At 52.7% G+C, this 16606-nt stretch carries 16 protein-coding genes; all 16 read right to left on the bottom strand.

Annotated elements, in window-relative coordinates; genetic code table 11:
• Positions 1-68: 68 nt before the first annotated feature.
• Positions 69-962 (bottom strand): helix-turn-helix transcriptional regulator, encoded by an 894-nt coding sequence (locus tag BMY11_RS03260; RefSeq protein WP_090573017.1) that lies wholly within the window; start codon positions 960-962, stop codon positions 69-71.
• A 122-nt stretch (positions 963-1084) separates the two neighbouring features.
• On the bottom strand, positions 1085-2281 hold the full coding sequence (gene lplT, locus BMY11_RS03255) for a lysophospholipid transporter LplT (RefSeq protein WP_177182474.1): 1197 nt from the start codon (positions 2279-2281) through the stop codon (positions 1085-1087).
• Between the two features lie 165 nt (positions 2282-2446).
• Positions 2447-3187 carry a DUF4247 domain-containing protein gene (locus BMY11_RS03250; protein ID WP_090573015.1) on the bottom strand — a complete coding sequence of 247 codons (741 nt, stop codon included), beginning with the start codon at positions 3185-3187 and terminating at the stop codon, positions 2447-2449.
• A 16-nt stretch (positions 3188-3203) separates the two neighbouring features.
• On the bottom strand, positions 3204-3710 hold the full coding sequence (locus BMY11_RS03245) for a DUF4178 domain-containing protein (RefSeq protein WP_090573014.1): 507 nt from the start codon (positions 3708-3710) through the stop codon (positions 3204-3206).
• Positions 3711-3736: 26 nt separating this feature from the next.
• The gene (locus BMY11_RS03240) at positions 3737-4141 is read right to left on the bottom strand and encodes a DUF350 domain-containing protein (RefSeq protein WP_090573013.1); all 405 of its coding nucleotides are present in this window, start codon (positions 4139-4141) and stop codon (positions 3737-3739) included.
• Positions 4142-4259: 118 nt separating this feature from the next.
• Positions 4260-4931 (bottom strand): PspA/IM30 family protein, encoded by a 672-nt coding sequence (locus BMY11_RS03235; protein ID WP_090573012.1) that lies wholly within the window; start codon positions 4929-4931, stop codon positions 4260-4262.
• A 136-nt stretch (positions 4932-5067) separates the two neighbouring features.
• Complete coding sequence (locus BMY11_RS03230) at positions 5068-5958, bottom strand: phytanoyl-CoA dioxygenase family protein (RefSeq protein ID WP_090573011.1); 891 nt, start codon at positions 5956-5958, stop codon at positions 5068-5070.
• A 149-nt stretch (positions 5959-6107) separates the two neighbouring features.
• Complete coding sequence (locus BMY11_RS03225; RefSeq protein WP_218150163.1) at positions 6108-7388, bottom strand: ammonium transporter; 1281 nt, start codon at positions 7386-7388, stop codon at positions 6108-6110.
• 138 nt (positions 7389-7526) lie between these two features.
• Positions 7527-7940: a hypothetical protein gene (locus tag BMY11_RS03220; protein ID WP_090573010.1), complete on the bottom strand. Its 414-nt coding sequence runs from the start codon at positions 7938-7940 to the stop codon at positions 7527-7529.
• Positions 7937-9886, bottom strand: a complete 1950-nt coding sequence (locus tag BMY11_RS03215; RefSeq protein WP_256217284.1) for a primary-amine oxidase — start codon at positions 9884-9886, stop codon at positions 7937-7939. The genes BMY11_RS03220 and BMY11_RS03215 overlap by 4 nt, the downstream gene beginning before the upstream one ends.
• 217 nt (positions 9887-10103) lie before the next feature.
• On the bottom strand, positions 10104-10877 hold the full coding sequence (locus BMY11_RS03210) for an IclR family transcriptional regulator (protein ID WP_090573008.1): 774 nt from the start codon (positions 10875-10877) through the stop codon (positions 10104-10106).
• 136 nt (positions 10878-11013) lie between these two features.
• Entirely contained in the window at positions 11014-11244 is a 231-nt protein-coding gene (locus tag BMY11_RS03205; RefSeq protein WP_090573007.1) for a hypothetical protein, read from the bottom strand.
• Positions 11245-11259: 15 nt separating this feature from the next.
• Positions 11260-12657: a dihydropyrimidinase gene (hydA, locus tag BMY11_RS03200; protein ID WP_090573006.1), complete on the bottom strand. Its 1398-nt coding sequence runs from the start codon at positions 12655-12657 to the stop codon at positions 11260-11262.
• 5 nt (positions 12658-12662) lie between these two features.
• The gene (gene preA / locus BMY11_RS03195) at positions 12663-13934 is read right to left on the bottom strand and encodes an NAD-dependent dihydropyrimidine dehydrogenase subunit PreA (RefSeq protein ID WP_090573005.1); all 1272 of its coding nucleotides are present in this window, start codon (positions 13932-13934) and stop codon (positions 12663-12665) included.
• A gap of 32 nt (positions 13935-13966) precedes the next feature.
• Positions 13967-15331, bottom strand: coding sequence for an NAD(P)-dependent oxidoreductase (locus BMY11_RS03190; RefSeq protein WP_256217283.1), 1365 nt, complete (start codon positions 15329-15331; stop codon positions 13967-13969).
• Between the two features lie 13 nt (positions 15332-15344).
• Positions 15345-16601: a M20 family metallo-hydrolase gene (locus BMY11_RS03185; RefSeq protein ID WP_090573004.1), complete on the bottom strand. Its 1257-nt coding sequence runs from the start codon at positions 16599-16601 to the stop codon at positions 15345-15347.
• Between the last annotated feature and the right edge of the window lie 5 nt (positions 16602-16606).

Raw genomic sequence — 16606 nt, 5'->3', positions numbered from 1 at the left:
GCACGCCAAATAAAAAGGCCGTCCCTTAAGAAGGGACGACCTTTTTTTACATGGAATGAAAGATGGCGTTAATACCCGTCCTCGCGCGGCTCAGCGTGCCTGGTGCTCGCACTGCCAGTGAACCTCTTGCGGTAAGACAGCGGCGTAATGCCGACATGCTCCGCGAACGAACGTGAGAAATGCGGCGTCTGCTTGAATCCCGTCTCATCCGCTATACGCGAAATCGGCCAATTCGTCTTCATCAGCATGAGCTTCGCCTGATCCATCCGATAAGAGAGCAAATATTGCTGCGGCGTACAGTCGAACACATCGCTCATGCAGCGCGCGATATAGTTAGGATGAAGCCCCAACACTTCACCAAGCTTACCGTTGGTCACCGTTGTCCGGAAATGCATCTTTAAGTAAGCAGCCGCTTCTTCGGCAACCGCAATCGGCGCTTTAGCCGCATCGCTTCTCCAACCTTCATCGAACAGCTGCAGCAGATGCAGGAACCATTGCTGGCGCTGCCAGAACGCAGCATGTGACGTGCCAAGCGCAGCTTCATGAAGCTTCCCGAACAGAGTAATGACTTCTTGCGGATATGAAAATGACATCGTCTTCGGCAACCGGATAGCATAGGAGTAATAATCACCGCGGAGCGTGCCGCAGTTGATGTCGCTTAGTTCTTCCCACGGTCCTGCCGTTTGGAAATGTACCCAATCGAACACGGTTTCCTCTGTGCAAGGCTTTGTCGGATAATGCCATTTGTCCGGCCTTAGAATGAGCATCTGGCCCGGGCCGACTTCCCAAGTATGAGATTCCTCGCCAATATACAGCTTTCCGCTATGTACGAATAACAGATCGAACACACCGATATTAAGGCGGTTCGGATGCTCGCCGCCCGGCTGATATGTAGTTCGGTTAGACTCAATAAAATAAGGAAGCGGCGGTGATAGAAATGTAAGCAGCGGTTCCGACGACACGAGTGAAGCCTCCTACAAAAATAGTAACGTCCGTATAGTTTAGCAGACAATTGACAATCGAGATATAGCCAATTGATACTATTCATCTTCAGTTACGGTTATACCTTATTGTTGCTGCTCATTTAGTGCAGCGGCCTGTCCCCTCTTCCGCGAATGTTGGAAAGCTGCGTCGCCAAGAAGAGAATAAATAGAAGCAGCACTAGTCCGATGCCAATAACGGAGCCATTCACGGATACATGCATCTGGCTCAGTGTCAAATAGATGCACAAGCCGGTAACCGTAAGAATGTTCTCGCTGAAGTTCTGAACGGCAATTGTTTTGCCTGAGCCGATGAGGGATTTCCCTTCCTCCTGCAACATCGTATTGAGCGGAATGACGAAGATGCCGCCGAAGAGACCAATTAGGAAGAGCAGCACAATCGTTAGCCATAACACATACGTAAACGATGCCACCATCACCGAAGCCACCATGAATAGCCCGAAATAGAAAGCGCGGTGCAGCTTGCCAGCAGGCACGAAGCGCGGCGTCAAGAACGCACTGAAGACGACGCCGATTGCCGTGATGCCAATCATCATCGACTGCTGGTCTGTATCTTCGATACCCAGGTTGAGCGGCAACCACGCGATTAGCGCAATACGCAGCACAGCAGCTGTCAGCCAGAACGAGCCGGTGCCGATCAAGGAGAACCGCGCCCGGGGGTTACGAAACAGCAGCGAGACATCGCGAAGAAACTGCATCGCTTCCGGTCCATACCTAATCGACTTGTCTCCAGCTCTTGCCGGAATGATAAACGTCATGAATAGCGACACCAGATAGACGCCGAGACAAGTTATAATCGCAGGCATGTCGGAGCTTTCTGCTAAGAAGCCTCCTGCCACTGTACCAAGCAGAATCGCGAGTATCGTAGAGCCTTCCACTTTGGCATTTGCACGAAGAAGCTCATCCTCCGTTGAAGTAAGCTCCGTCAGGATACCGTACTTGCCCGGCGAGTAGACGACCGCACCGATTCCGACGAACATATAGCATAGCGCCGGCGGCAAGTTAAACAGCAGCATCGCTATTCCAATGGCCTTCAATATATTGCCGAGCAGCAATACATGCGATTTCGCCTTCTTGTCAGCGAACGCGCCAACAATCGGAGCAAGAAATACATACGCGCATAGAAAAGCGATCTGAATGTAGTTGACTGCAATATCAGGGTTCTCTACTCCTTGACGCTTGACCATTCCAACGATGAGAAAGAAATTCAAATTATCCGCGAACGCACTTAAAAACTGCGTGAGCACCACCGTATTCAGCGGTGACAATAAGCGTTTCATCCCATTAGGTCCCCTTCCTGTTTGGATCATTATGCAAAATCATCATTTTTTTCATCATATACCATTTCGCAGCTGAACATAAAGTTACAAAAAAAAGAACGGCATCCGAAGGCGCTATCACCCTCACATGCCGTTCTTGCTGTTCTTTTCTTGCTACTATACTTCCTATCTGCGCCTCTTAACACGTCCGAATCCAACTCTTGTCTTCGGCTTTGACTTCTTCGGCGGCGTGAACGAGCTTGATTTCTTATCACCATCCGAGCCTCGTGTAATCGATCCGGATGATTTCGGGGGCGCCTTATTGAACAGACCACCCTCACCTACTCTGCTCGTATCCGCATTCTTCGACCGCTTGAAGATCGAACCGGACCGGTTCACTGTCATTGGCGGAATTGCTTTCTTCTCTTGCGTCGTCGGAGCGTGATAATTGCCGCTCTTCGGCTTGTACTTGTCCCGATCGTCATAACCGCGATATGTGCCTTGGCCATAGCGGCCATTATCGAACAGATCGCCAAGTAGGCTTGCAATCAAATACCCTTCAAGGAAGCTGGAGCTGTAATTGTTGCGAACATACTCCTTGGAATCGACCTCGATGAGCGTATCTTCAATCTTCTTCGTATCCTGCTGTAGATGGATGATCTTGTCCGAGTAGACAAGAAACATATGATCCGTCTTCTCAGGCGACTGCTGCTGCGGCTTCGACTCTTCAATAAGCGCCTTCGCCACTTCCGGAACGCTGACTCCAGCAGCCCGGTAGACATAGGATGTCTGCGAGCCACTGCCGTTCACCGATTCGAGCGGATATTTCTCTTGAATCGTGTCCGTGATGCCGCAAGCGGCAAGAAGCGGGAAGATCAGTGAAATGACAAGCAATATTTTGATCAAATAAGAACGATGAATTCGCACTTTAGCTCATCCACTCCTAACTGCCGCGGAGAACGCGCACATCGGCTGACAACACATCTTCACCTTCGTACAACATAAACCGTCCGTCCTGCCACTCTATGCGCAATAGCTTCATATCATCGGACTGAAACTGCCACACGTATTGCTCGCCGCCCTGTACAAACGGCGTCCGGCCTGTCGTCACGACAAAACCGGAATATTGTTCTTCCAAATAATACATCCGGCCATCCAGCTCTAGCTCTGTCGGCACTTCTTCAACGGAATCAAGTCTGCCGTCAATTGGCCCATAAAGCGCGAACTCTGTCCGTTCCCGCTCCTCAATGGTCAAGTAACTGATTGCTGAACCATCCTGAAGCGTAAGCACTACGATGTTCCGCTGGCGGTTATGCAGCCGGCCGACCACTTGGTAGGTGATAAGCGATACTTCACACACATCACCAGGCCCAATCGTTAGCATGCTCTTCTCCACACGCGGCGGCTCCGGCTTCGCCATAATATTTTTAATCCGTTTGAATAAACCCATGAGTGATTACTCCCTAATGTTCAAGTTTATAGACACGAACCGATAACGAGCGCCCCAGCGACATGCAGCGAGCCCGCCAGAAGCGCATGCGACATCTTACCTTCCTTCGTGCCTTCGCCGAGGTCAAGGGAGACCGTGGATCTAAGCGCGACTTCAACCAAGCTCTCAATAAGCAGCAGGATGACGAAGGAAATGACCGATGCTAGCAGTGCATCGCCAAGATGGTCTGAGCTCGAGATGGATTGCGCCAGAATATAGGCTTGTGCGAGCAGTTTCATAATGAATCTGCTCGTCACCGCCACATTCCCCTTCTTGATCTCTTCCAAATCCTTATACCGCGTAAAAAATGAATCGATCGCCATCAGCACGATCAGTAGCACTGCACCTGCGCCTGTCCATACCAGAATACCTAGCATCTCATCTAATGTCATCGGATTGATCCTCCATCATCAATATGAGCTCATCTACTGTGCAAAGAAAAAACGTCGTTCGGCACCCTGGAATGACCCAGACTTGCCTGCAGACGTTCTTCCTTCACCAGCACCAAGCTTACTCTTTGTTCTCGTACTTCTTCATCAACGTTGCAAGCTCATCATCGACTTCCTTGTTCTTGCCTAGCGCTTCGAATTCATCGTCAAGCGATTTGGCCTTGCTGTTCATCTCATTGCTCGCTTCTGCCATCGCCTCAGCTTGGAGCATTTTCTCTTCCATCCGCTTCAAACCAGCCATCGCCGTATCGGAGCTGAATCCTGCCATCGACTTGTTAATATCCGCTTGCGCCTTCGCTGCTTGGTAACGCGCCACAAGCGTCTCGCGCTTGTTCTTCATCTCTGTCAGCTGGCCGCGCATTTCAGTAAGCTTCGCACGAAGATTATCAGCTGCCGCTTTGTTCTGATCGAAGCTCGCCTTGTACTCATTACGCTTCTGCTCAGCTGCTCTCTTCTCTTCCAACGCGCGGCGGGCAAGCTCGATGTTCTGAAGCGATGCAGCCGTATGCGCCTGCTCTTCACGCTTCGTTACGAGCGCGTCTTGCTCCTCATACAATTGTTTGAACTTCTTTTCAATGGCAATTTGCGAAGCTACGGCTTTCTCTGCATCCTCGAGATCCTCCTGCATATCGCGGATGTACTGGTCGGTTAGTTTAATCGGATCCTCCGCTTTCTCAATTAATGAATATACGTTCGACAATGTAAGATCTCGCAATCGTTTAAATACAGACATGGTTCAAGTTCCTCCTCGAAAATGATGTTCGTTTTCGTTCATGCTTTTCTATACGACATATCCAGTAAGATGTTTCAGAAATTATTTATTAAATTTATCATAACCGGTCTCTTCAAGAAAGTGGCAGTTGCAGCTGTTACACGCCCCATTTCGTCCGCGCTTCCTCCATACTGATCGTCGGACCGGCGTGCCAACCGTAATGGCCTTTCGGTTTGGCGCCGATCCAGCGTTCATCAACTGGTTCGCTCTGAAGCTGATACCTGGTGTCCGCACTAAAACGGTAGCGGTTCGTCTGATTCGTCAGCGAGCCATGCATCGTGTACATGCCGAAGATAAGCGCGTCGCCTGCTCTGAACTCTGCTGTCGCCCATTGGCCACCAAATTTCTCGATCAACTCGAGCGGATCATCCGCGAACCAGCCATCGACGCGGTCGCGATCAACATCCATCTGTCCATAGGTTTCACGAACACGGTCAAAATGCTGCGACCCGAGTAAAATCGCAAGTCCCCCGAGCTCATAGGAGATATCATCAAGGGGCGTCCATAGCGTGTACAGGTTCTTGGTGCCGCGTCCCATGTACACGATATCGTAATGCGCGCCAGTGAAGTCGCCGGTACCGACTGCCCGCACCCACTTGTAATCGTAGGTAAGCGATGGCCCGCCTAGAAATCTGTTGAAGAATTGCATGGTCGACTCACTGTTGACAACTTCGAGCAGTTCTGGCGGTTGATTCTCGCTGCCCAAGAAGGCAGCGCCTTTATTGTGCGAGTTGATGATGCCTTCCTCTATCGCTGTTCCTAGCATCAGCTTGCCCTGTTCTGCTATGCGCTGCAAGTATGCTAACCTCGCTTGCTGTACCTTCGTGCGGTCATGAAAGCCGCGGATGAACAAATACCCGTCTTCCTTGAGCCTTCTACGAAGCGCCGCCTCGTCATCTAGAATATCATTTGATTCACGCAGCTCCGTCATGTACGGCCCGTTCATGACCAGCTCCCGCGTGCCCATCTTTACAACGGTTGAGCTCATCCGCTTACGCCTCCTAATATTTTGAAGCATCGTATAGCCCAAGTATAAACCGCCGCGGCTAGTTTGTCTTTGTGCATACTTATAAAAAAGAACCTCTGTCAGCAGACAGAGGATCTAATCTCATTTTATATAGGTGAACATAAATGGCATCAATCGCCGACAAGGGCAGGCGACGACTGCCGATTTGATACTGCGACCACAGGCGATGGCGAAGGTTCCTTATACGCATTCTCCCCGTGCAAGCTGATGTCGAGCCCCACCTCCTCTTGATCTTTTGCAACGCGAAGGGGCACAAAGAGGCTGATAACCTTCAGCAGCACGTAGGTGCCAGCAGCGGCGAGCACGATCGCCACGCCAACATCGAGCAGTTGGATTAGCACCTGCTTCGGATTGCCGAAGAGCAGTCCGTCATTGCCGGCCGGATTGACCGATTTGCTGGCGAAAATGCCTGTTGCAAGAGCTCCCCAAATGCCGCCTAAACCGTGCAAGCCAAACACATCAAGCGTATCGTCATAGTTAAAGCGAGACTTGAGAAAATGAACGCCGAAGTAGCAGACAATGCTCGCGGTAGCTCCGATCGGGAGCGAAGAGGCGACGGAGACGAACCCTGCCGCTGGGGTTATGGCGATGAGTCCGGCAATAACACCAGTGACGGTGCCTACGAGCGTCGGCTTGCCGCGTCTGTACCATTCAATCGCCATCCATGCGATACCACCAGCTGCTGCTGCCATATGTGTCGTTGCATAGGCGAGTGTTGCAAGAGAACCAGAAGCAAGCGCGCTGCCGCCGTTGAAGCCCATCCAGCCAAACCAAAGCGACATGCCGCCAATGAAGAATAAGATGACATTATGCATCGATTCCTTCTGATGCGGAAACCCTTCACGCGGTCCGATCATGAGCGCAACGACGAGCGCACTGACGCCTGAAAGAATATGAACGACCGTTCCTCCGGCAAAATCAAGCCCGCCCAGCTTCATCAGCCAGCCGCCGCCCCATGTCCAGTGCGCCATCGGCGCATAAACGAAGGTGACCCACAAAACCGAGAAAATGACCCATGCCGACAACCGAATCCGTTCCGCAGCGGCACCGGAGATTAACGCAACGGTAATCGCGGCGAACAAGCACTGGAAGATCGCGAAGATGAAATGCGGAATCGTCATCGCACCTGCCGGGTCTCCGCTCACCCCGCTGAACATTGCAAAATCAAGCTTACCAATCAAGCCACCTACATCAGGTCCAAACGCAAGCGTGTAGGCGCACAGCACCCATACGATACTAACGACTAGCATGCTGCTTAAGCTGTACATCATCGTCGAGAGCACATTACGCGAGCTGACCATCCCTCCGTAGAAGAGCGCAAGCCCCGGGACGAACATGAACATCACGATTGCAGAGGAAATCAGCATCCAAGCGGAATCGCCTGTATCCACAACAGGTGCTGCAGCTTCTTCCGCAAATACGGAGGTCATCGTTAAACACCATAGCGCGATTACCGCGAGTCCAACTCGAACCGCCAACGACAGCGATACGTAACCCTTCCTTCTATTCATTTGCATCGCCTCCATCATTTACATAACAACGAAAGTCGCAACTCCAATAAGAATGGATAGTACAGACACAATAGCCTTCAACCGTGCTGCTTGTGTTCTTCCCGTCTCGCGCTGCTTCACCATCCGGTACAGCATTCGGCAAGCGCAGTAGATCGCGATGCCGTTCAAGATCACTAGCAAGGCGGTCAACCATGACAGCGAGCTGCTTGCACCAGACATCGGCATGGACATCGGCATGGACATCGCCATCGACGAGTCCATCTCATGCTGGTGCGCATGATGCATCGCCGCTACTCCAAGGCCAATACCTGCAAGAGCCGGGGCGAGCAGCAGATGAATGCCATGAATGAGCAGCATAAGTGCAACAGGTACGGTCGAAAGCGCAAACAAGCGGTTCTCTTCTCCTTTTATCACAGCGCGGCTCTCTTTCATCCATGCCCCTCCCTAGAGCAGCAGGTATCGCCTCCACTTGCTGCTGTTTTCTTCAAAGTCGGAGGGGCGTCGAGCGCTGGGCTGCAGTTGAAGAAGCCTGTTGGCTTCAGCAGAAATCCGGTATACGCTGCAGGCATGACCGGCCAATCCTCCGGACGCGGAATATGATTGTGGCCCATCGTGTACCAGACGACGATGTCCGTGTTCTCCACGGACCGGTTCTGCTTGGACCACTTCGTCAAACCGTCGCCGCCCGCATGCTGATTCGGATATTTGCCTGCTGCATACAACTCATCTGGATCGTATGGAGTGACCCACATGTGGTGCGTAATGAATCCGGCGCGCTTGATGAGATCAGACTCCGGTGCTGCGAAGGGAAAGCAGTTCTCGCCTGGGACGATTTTGTAACCGACGGATTGATTCATATCATTCTTCACATTGTCATTCACGAACTTCCAGTAACGCGCCGTCTCCAACTTCAAATCTCGAACAGCTTCGTTCTCCACAGCAAGCAGCGTCGACTTCGCCATGAACGCGTTGCTCATCGGGTTCTCCGGACCAAGTGGAGCAGGCACTGTATCGACTTCGTAAACGGAGTTCTCGTTCCCGTCAATCTGTAGGTCAAGCCGTACATTGAAGAAGTGTTGATGATTCGGTGCATAGAGTTCAGGCGCTACCATCGTGCCGTACAGAGGCTTCTCGCCATCGGTTAGACAACCGACGGACAGAATGCCGGTCAGCTTCACTTGAAATTCGATATTGCCATCCTGATAGAAATACCAGAAGAAGCCATATTCATAATTGGCGACCGTCGAAATCGACGAAATGACGAGTCTGCGCGAACGTCTGACCTCGACTTCATTCGTTCGCCAGTCCGTATGCTTCCACAGGATGCCGTAGTCCTCCTCATGCATACAGATCGCGTTCTTGATAACGACGGTATCGCCGCGGCTGTTCGTCATTGCCGCGTCCAAGTAGCGGATGTAGCCGACGCAATCGCACCCTAGTTCCAGGCTGTTCGCCAATTGGCCGATCCCATACTCGCCGCTGTCGAACGCATTCTTGCGGTTCTGCGTAGGTCCAGGATCGCCGTAGGGTACAACCATTTCCGATAATGACGCCCTGTACAGCACAGGACGTTTCACTCCACCATCGGTATAGCTGATGGTGTGGATCGTCAACCCTTCTCTAGCATTGAAGCCGACACGAAGATTCCACTTCTGCCAATTCACTTCATGGCTGTCTATCGCAAAGCTCGGGCCATCCGGCTGTGTAATGTCTATTCGTTTCAAGTCAGCGCGCAACGGTCCTGTCTCAGCTAGTGCATAATGAGCCGGCTGTGACGGGATCGCCTTGTAAGGATACTCCTCGACCTGCAGCACTTTCATCTCGTTCAAGTCGACAACCGGGATAATCCCGAGCGGCCGAGCATAGCCATTCTCACTTGGTTTGCTTCGCAGGAAGCACAGCGGCCTTGCGATTCGGCGAGAATTCTCATAGGCACCTCCGAAGTTACCAGCAGACCAAAGGTCGACCATGACGAGCGAGGCGTCCATTACACCAAGCCTGGCAAGTGCGGCCTGAAACGCCACATCTTCCTTGACCGCGATTTCGCATTCAATCTGCTCATCCAGCATAATTGTCGGCTGCACGCCCGGAACATGCACCCACGATACGACCGTTTCGCTTGTGAGCGAGACGGTCGCTTCAAAGCAAGCATTCTGCGTGTTGTTCAGAATAATAATGGCCGCTTCCCGATCGAGCGACTTCGAGTTATCGAAGAGTAACACATCACTCTTCTTCGGCTCCTTCAGCATGACGGATACGAACCGGTCGAATGCGCCGAGATGCTTCGTCTCTCTTAGCACCTTCACAGCAAGTGCAATCTCTTCTGTGCTAAGCGGCTCAAGCGGATGCTTCACCTTCTGTTTCTGTATGAGTTCCATCTCCATTCCTCTCTTTCTCTTGCCAAGTGCCTCCTCAATCCTGAAACGAAGAACGAACGATAGAGGTTAGGTTACCTCACATTATAGTGACAATCCTTAGCACTCCAAATAGCCATTTCCCGAATAATGGGAAGACCTATAAATTTTACATAAAAAAATCCCCGGCATCCCCTTATCAAAAGAGGTGCACCGGAGATATCAAGGTCGTTCGCTACAGTTATGCTCGTTCGGAGCTGCCCGAGTAGCCGAGCTCAGCTGAGATCAGACCCGCATATTTCTTGACATAATAGCTGTACTTCTCAATCGTATCGGTTTGAAACCTCAGCTCCGGTCCTGCAACGTTGATGGACCCGACAACAGTGCGCTCATAAGAGAATATCGGCGCGGCGATGCCGGTCGTACCTTCCGTCGCCTCCCCGGTCGTAACGCTGTAGCCCTGCGCTCGGATACGCTGCAGATCCGCTTTGACATACTCCAGCGTGAGCGGCTTTAGTGACGGCACTTTTGCCCAATCGACGCCCCGAAGCAGCTGTTCTTGCAATTTATGAGGCATATACGCGAGAATGACCCGATTAGACGCGCCGATGTAGAGTGGGAGCCGAAGCCCGATCGGTTCGGAAATTTTGAGGATTTGCGGGGAATCGATAGAGTCGATGTACACACCTTCGTTATTTTCGCGGCTTGCGAGGTATACGGTTTCTCGTGTTTTTTGCGATAGCTCTTCGATGTAGGGCCGTGCGACGGAACGGAACATCAGACTATCCCACATAAGGAAGCCGTACTTCATAAGCGAGAGGCCGAGCTTATACTTCTTGGTTCGGCTATTCTGGGTGACGAAGCCGTACTGGGTGAGCGTGTTTAGTATCCGATGCGCGCTCTGGACAGGCATTTCCAGCTGTTTGCTGATCTCCGTCACACTGAGTTCCTTCTCCATCCCTTGCGGAACGAGCGCATCCAGAATATCGATCGCTTTGCCAATGACACCGGACATGCTGATCACCTCGCGACAGAGTTTCACGTTAACTTTGTTGACATCATTATATCAAAAGCAGCCGCAAACAAAAGAACCTTTTCCCGCATAGTGGGAAAAGGCTCAAATGCTTACGATCTCACCTTGGCTCAGCCGATTACAGATCATCCGACTCAGAGCTTGCAAACAGCAGCGTCGACCAGTATTTACGCGCATTCGCATTCTGAATTAGCAGCGTGACCGGTTTGCTGTCCGGTGCACCTGACGGAGGTTGAAGCCGCAGCCTGTCGCCGTCCAGCTCCTCCGTCACCCCAACGATGCGATAATCTTGCTCCAAATACCCGTCTATCGCATTCTTCTCCGCCAGAAAATCTTGGAAATCCGACATAAGAAGTCTCCTCCCTTAATAAGAAGTTCCGAATGTCTTACGGTGTAGAAACTTACCGCTCCCCTTCGTACCGACAAACTGCCGATCCCGAATAATGAACTCGCCACGACTTAGTACAGAGACGGGCTCACCCTTCACAGCTAGCCCTTCGAATGGGTTGTAATCGACATTCATATGATGGGTTTGCGCGGAGATGACCCGCTCTACAGACGGATCAAAGATGACGATATCGGCATCGCTGCCGACCGCTATCGTTCCTTTCTGCGGGAAGACCCCGAACAGCTTCGCCGCGCGTGTTGCGATTACATCGACGAATTGATTGAGCGTCAGTCGCCCTTTACCGACTCCTTCCGAGTAGAGCAAGCTGAAGCGGTCTTCGATGATCGGACCCCCATTAGGGATTTTGCTGAAGTCCGCTGCTCCAAGCTCCTTCTGCCCTTTGAAATTGAACGAGCATTGATCCGAGCCGACCGTCTGCAGCTGTCCATTCTTCAGTGCGTTCCACAGCACTTCCTGGTGTTGTTTGGCGCGGAGCGGTGGCGACCAGACGTACTTTGCCCCTTCAAAATCCGGCTTCTCCAGCTGCGTAATATCTAGCAGCAAATATTGCGGGCATGTCTCTCCCCACACGTTATAGCCTTCGAGCCGGCCTTGCGCAATCTGACGCACCGCTTCCTCGCAAGTAACGTGAACAACATAAAGCTGAGAATCCGCAAGCGCCGTCAGCCTTACAGCTCTGCCAGTCGCCTCGCCTTCCAGTATCGAAGGGCGTGTCAGCGCATGATAGATTGGCTCTGTATGTCCTGCCGATAACGCCTGCTTGATCAGCTCATCAATAACATCGCCATTCTCGGCATGCACCATGACGAGCGCGCCATGCTGCTTCGCATTTTGGAGCGTCCGATACAGAATACCATCATCGGCTTGCAGCACATTTTTGTACGCCATAAACACTTTGAAGGACGTGATGCCATCCTGCTTGATGATGTTAGGAAGCTCTGAGAGCACTTGATCATTGATCTCGCTGATCATCAGGTGAAAGCCATAGTCAATGACTGCTTTTCCTTCGGCTTTGCGATGCCATGTGTCAATAGAACTGCTGAGCGGCTTCCCTTTCTCCGTCAGGCAGAAGTCAACAATGGTTGTTGTGCCGCCGAATGCAGCCGCAATTGTACCTGTCTCGAAGTCGTCGGCCGTCACCGTGCCGCCGAACGGCATATCCAGATGCGTATGCGGATCGACGCCCCCGGGGAAGACGTAGCACCCGGCAGCATCAATCACCTCCGAGTCTTGCGGAGCAAGCTGTGCTAAGGAACTGCCAATTGCAGTCACGATGCCGTTCTCGATAAGCACATCGGCTTTCATCGTATCTGCCGCCGTCACGACGATACCGTTCGTAATGAGTCGTGCCATCCGCGTTACGCCCCTTTCATCTTCAGCTTCGCTATCGCTGTCTGCCTTTCATTCCAACTCATTGACACACCAGCGGATGGCAGATCCACCATCTCAATCGCACCTTCGACGGGACAAACAATCGCGCAAAGATTGCAGCCTACACAATCTTCCTCGCGCACCTTCAAGTAGCTCCGACCTGATTCTTCAATCCGTTCGATGCACTGATGCGCTGTATCCTCACAGGCAATGTAGCACTTGTTGCAATTGATGCAAGTGTCCGTATGAATTCGGGCTGCCACCGCATAATTCAGGTCCAAGTTGCCCCAATCCGTATATCGCGGAACGGCGCGTCCGGTGAGGTCGCTAACACGTTCAATCCCTTTGCTGTCGAGGTAGTTCGACAATCCGTCTATCATCTCTTCAACGATGCGGAACCCATGATGCATCACTGCGGTGCACACTTGCACACCAGTAGCGCCCATCAACATAAACTCTGCCGCATCCTTCCAATCCGAGATGCCGCCAATGCCCGAGATTGGGATGCCTACCTTTGAATTGCGCGCGCATTCCGCTACCATATTGAGCGCAATCGGCTTTACGGCAGGACCGCAGTAGCCGCCATGCGAGCCTTTGCCGCCCACATGCGGAATTGTGTTCCAGGAGTCAAGATCGACGCCTGCAAGCGAGTTAATCGTGTTGATGAGCGAGATCGCATCCGCGCAGCCTCTCGCAGCCGCAATCGCTGTTGCCGTAATATCGGTGATATTCGGCGTCAGCTTAACAATAACAGGCGTTCTCGCAGCCTCTTTCGCCCAATACGTCTGACGCTCCACGAGATCCGGCTGTTGACCCGAGGCCGAACCCATCCCTCGCTCCGCCATGCCATGCGGACACCCGAAGTTTAGCTCCAGCCCGTCCACGCCGACGGCTTCGACCTTCTTTACAATCTCATGCCATTTCTCCCGCTTTGGCTCAACCATTAGAGACACGACAAGCGCATGGTCCGGGAATCGTTTCTTCGTTTCATAAATTTCCTTCAAATTGACATCAAGCGGGCGGTCCGTAATGAGCTCGATATTGTTAAAGCCTGCAACCCGTTGTCCGTTAAAATGTACGGCGGCGAACCTAGAGGAAGTGTTGATGATCGGATCGCCAAGCGTCTTCCACACCGCACCTCCCCAGCCAGCTTCGAAAGCCCGCTGCACCTGATACCCCGTATTGGTTGGCGGAGCGGAGGCGAGCCAGAACGGGTTCGGGGATTCGATCCCCGCCAAGTTAATGCGCAAATCAGCCATAGGAACGCCCTGCCCTTCTATGAAATGTTGACTTACGTTGTTTGACGCTCCCCGTCTGGATCGTCCAGTACGAGCTGCTTGTAGATTGCGAAAGCCGCCAGTTTTCCTTGCTGCACAGCGGATACGACCATCGCATCCCCTTGGCCTTCACCGAAGATGACATCTCCCGCTGCGAATATTTTCGGATTCGATGTCTGATACGACTCTCGATCAATGGAAACAACACCGCGCTTATGAGCGAGCTGAAATTGATCTACAAGCGAAGCATGCCGGGTTTGGCCGATCGCCTTGATGACGGCATCCGCTTCAATTGTAAATTCACTTCCAGCAATCGGCACCGGACGCGCGCGTCTGCCACTCTCAGCCTGCTCCAGCTTCATCCTTACACACTCGATAGCCTTTACACGTCCATGCTCATCGCCAATGATACGTACGGGAGCTGTCAACCAGCGGAATGCAACACCGTCACTCTTCGCAAATTCGTATTCGAATTCATACGCGGTCATCTCCTGCTTGGATCGCCTGTAACAGATCTCGACATGGTCTGCCCCCATACGCACAGAACAGGTTGCCGCGTCAATCGCGGTATTGCCTGCACCGATAACGACAACTCGGCGGCCGCTCAGCTCGCCAGACAGCGAGACCTTCGTCTTCTCAACAAGCTCAATTGCATCGTAGACTCCTTCAAGCTCTTCGCCGGGAATACCCATCATCGGCACCTTGGACATTCCTACCGCCAGAACGACTGCGTCAAACGATGCGAGCAGTTCGGAGGTTGACACATCCCGCCCAACAACCGTGTTCGTCCGGATATCGACACCGAGTCTTCGAACCTGCTCCACTTCCCAAAGAGCGATTTCCTTCGGCAGACGGAATGACACGATGCCGTATGTATTCAGCCCGCCTGCTTGTGCCTTCGCCTCATATACCGTAACGGCAAAGCCGAATCTCGCCAGCTCACGTGCTGCGGACAACCCTGCCGGACCGCCTCCGATGACTGCGACAGAACGACCATTTCGCTCTCCAGAAGCGAACAGCTGCTGATTGTTGCGGATCGCCCAATCGGTTGCAAACCGCTGCAAATCGCCAATCAGAATCGGCTTCGATGTATCATTCAGCACACAAGCCCCTTCGCACAGCTCTTCGGTCGGACAGACCCGCGCACAGCTGGCTCCCATCGGATTCGCCTCCAGAATCGTCCTTGCCGAGCCGAGCATATTCTTGTTCGCGATCCGTTTAATGAAGGACGGAATGTTAATGCCTGTAGGGCATGCTTTAATGCACGGCGCATCGTAGCAATACAGACATCGGTGTGCCTCCTCGAACGCCTGCTTCGGTCGCATTCCTGGCTTCACTTCTGCAAAATTGCGCTGCAATGCATCATCAGAAATAAACAAGTTTTACACCTCCTCACCCTTTACAAAGACGTACCATCGCCTTGTATAACAGTTCAGCTCCGAGCTCAATGTCCCGCGGAGCAGCGTATTCGAGCGGATTATGGCTAATGCCGTCCTTGCAGCGAACAAAAATCATTGCATAATCGCACACATACGACAGTGCGAGCGAATCGTGAAACGGCCCACTCATGAGTTCAGGAGGCGCGTTACCAAGCAGCCCCGTCGCTTCATCGCGCATGATCGCCCTTATCCAATCCGCACAAAATCTCGCTTCATTGTTCGTATCCTCACGAACCGTATACGTGAGGCCATGTTCAACACACACTTCTTCAAGCACATTGCGAAGCTGTCTCTCCCGGTCGGCACGGCGTGTCATATCGATGTCGCGGAGATCGACGGTGAACGTCACCTTCTCGGGGATGATATTCCGCGAGTTCGGGAATACCGATAGCGCGCCGACCGTGCCGACTGTCGGCGCACCGGCCTCTGAGCGCGCAAGCTGATTGAGTGCCGTAATGATACGAGCGGCGCCAACAAGAGCATCCCGGCGCATCGGCATCGGCACAGAGCCGGCATGACCTGCGAAGCCGGTCAGCTCCACTGTCAGCCAGAGCGGTCCGGCTATGCCTGTCACGATGCCAAGCGGCTCTTGACGCGCGTCAAGCACGGGCCCTTGTTCGATGTGCAGCTCGAGGAATGCGCCGATCGCGCCCGCAGGATATTGATCTGCCTCGAACCGGCTCGGATCGCCGCCGAAGGCGAGCAGTGCCTCGCGCCGCGTAATGCCGTTCCCGTCCTGGCGCTCAAGCTCCCCTACCTCGAGCTTCCCGGTCATACCGCGAACGCCGAACAGTCCTTTATTGAAACGGCAGCCTTCTTCATCGCAGAATGCGACAACCTCGATGGGCTGTTCTGGCTGCTCGCCCAGCTCGATCAACGTCTGCACCGCTTCGAGAGCGCCAAGCACACCAATCGCGCCGTCAAACCTGCCGCCATACGGCTGGGAATCAATATGCGAGCCGAGCATCAGAATCGGCTTGCCCGGATCCTTCCCTTCTAATCTGCCGATCAGATTGCCGAAGGCATCGATGCGAGCAGCAAGACCTGCTTGCTCCATCCAGCTCTTCACCAGCAGCACACCTTGCAAGTCTTCAGGCGATAACGCAAGCCGGCATACTCCGGTATCGCCAAGCTTACCAATCCGAGCAAGCTCCTCTATCCGCTGGTGCAGTCGCTCGTTGTTAATGGTCAGACTACCGGCTGTTGACATTTTTC

Origin of the sequence: Paenibacillus sp. OV219 (genome assembly GCF_900110075.1) — a bacterium.
Taxonomy (GTDB): domain Bacteria; phylum Bacillota; class Bacilli; order Paenibacillales; family Paenibacillaceae; genus Paenibacillus_Z.
Note: the sequence above shows the minus strand (reverse complement) of the source record. Positions and strands in the feature narration are given on the sequence as shown.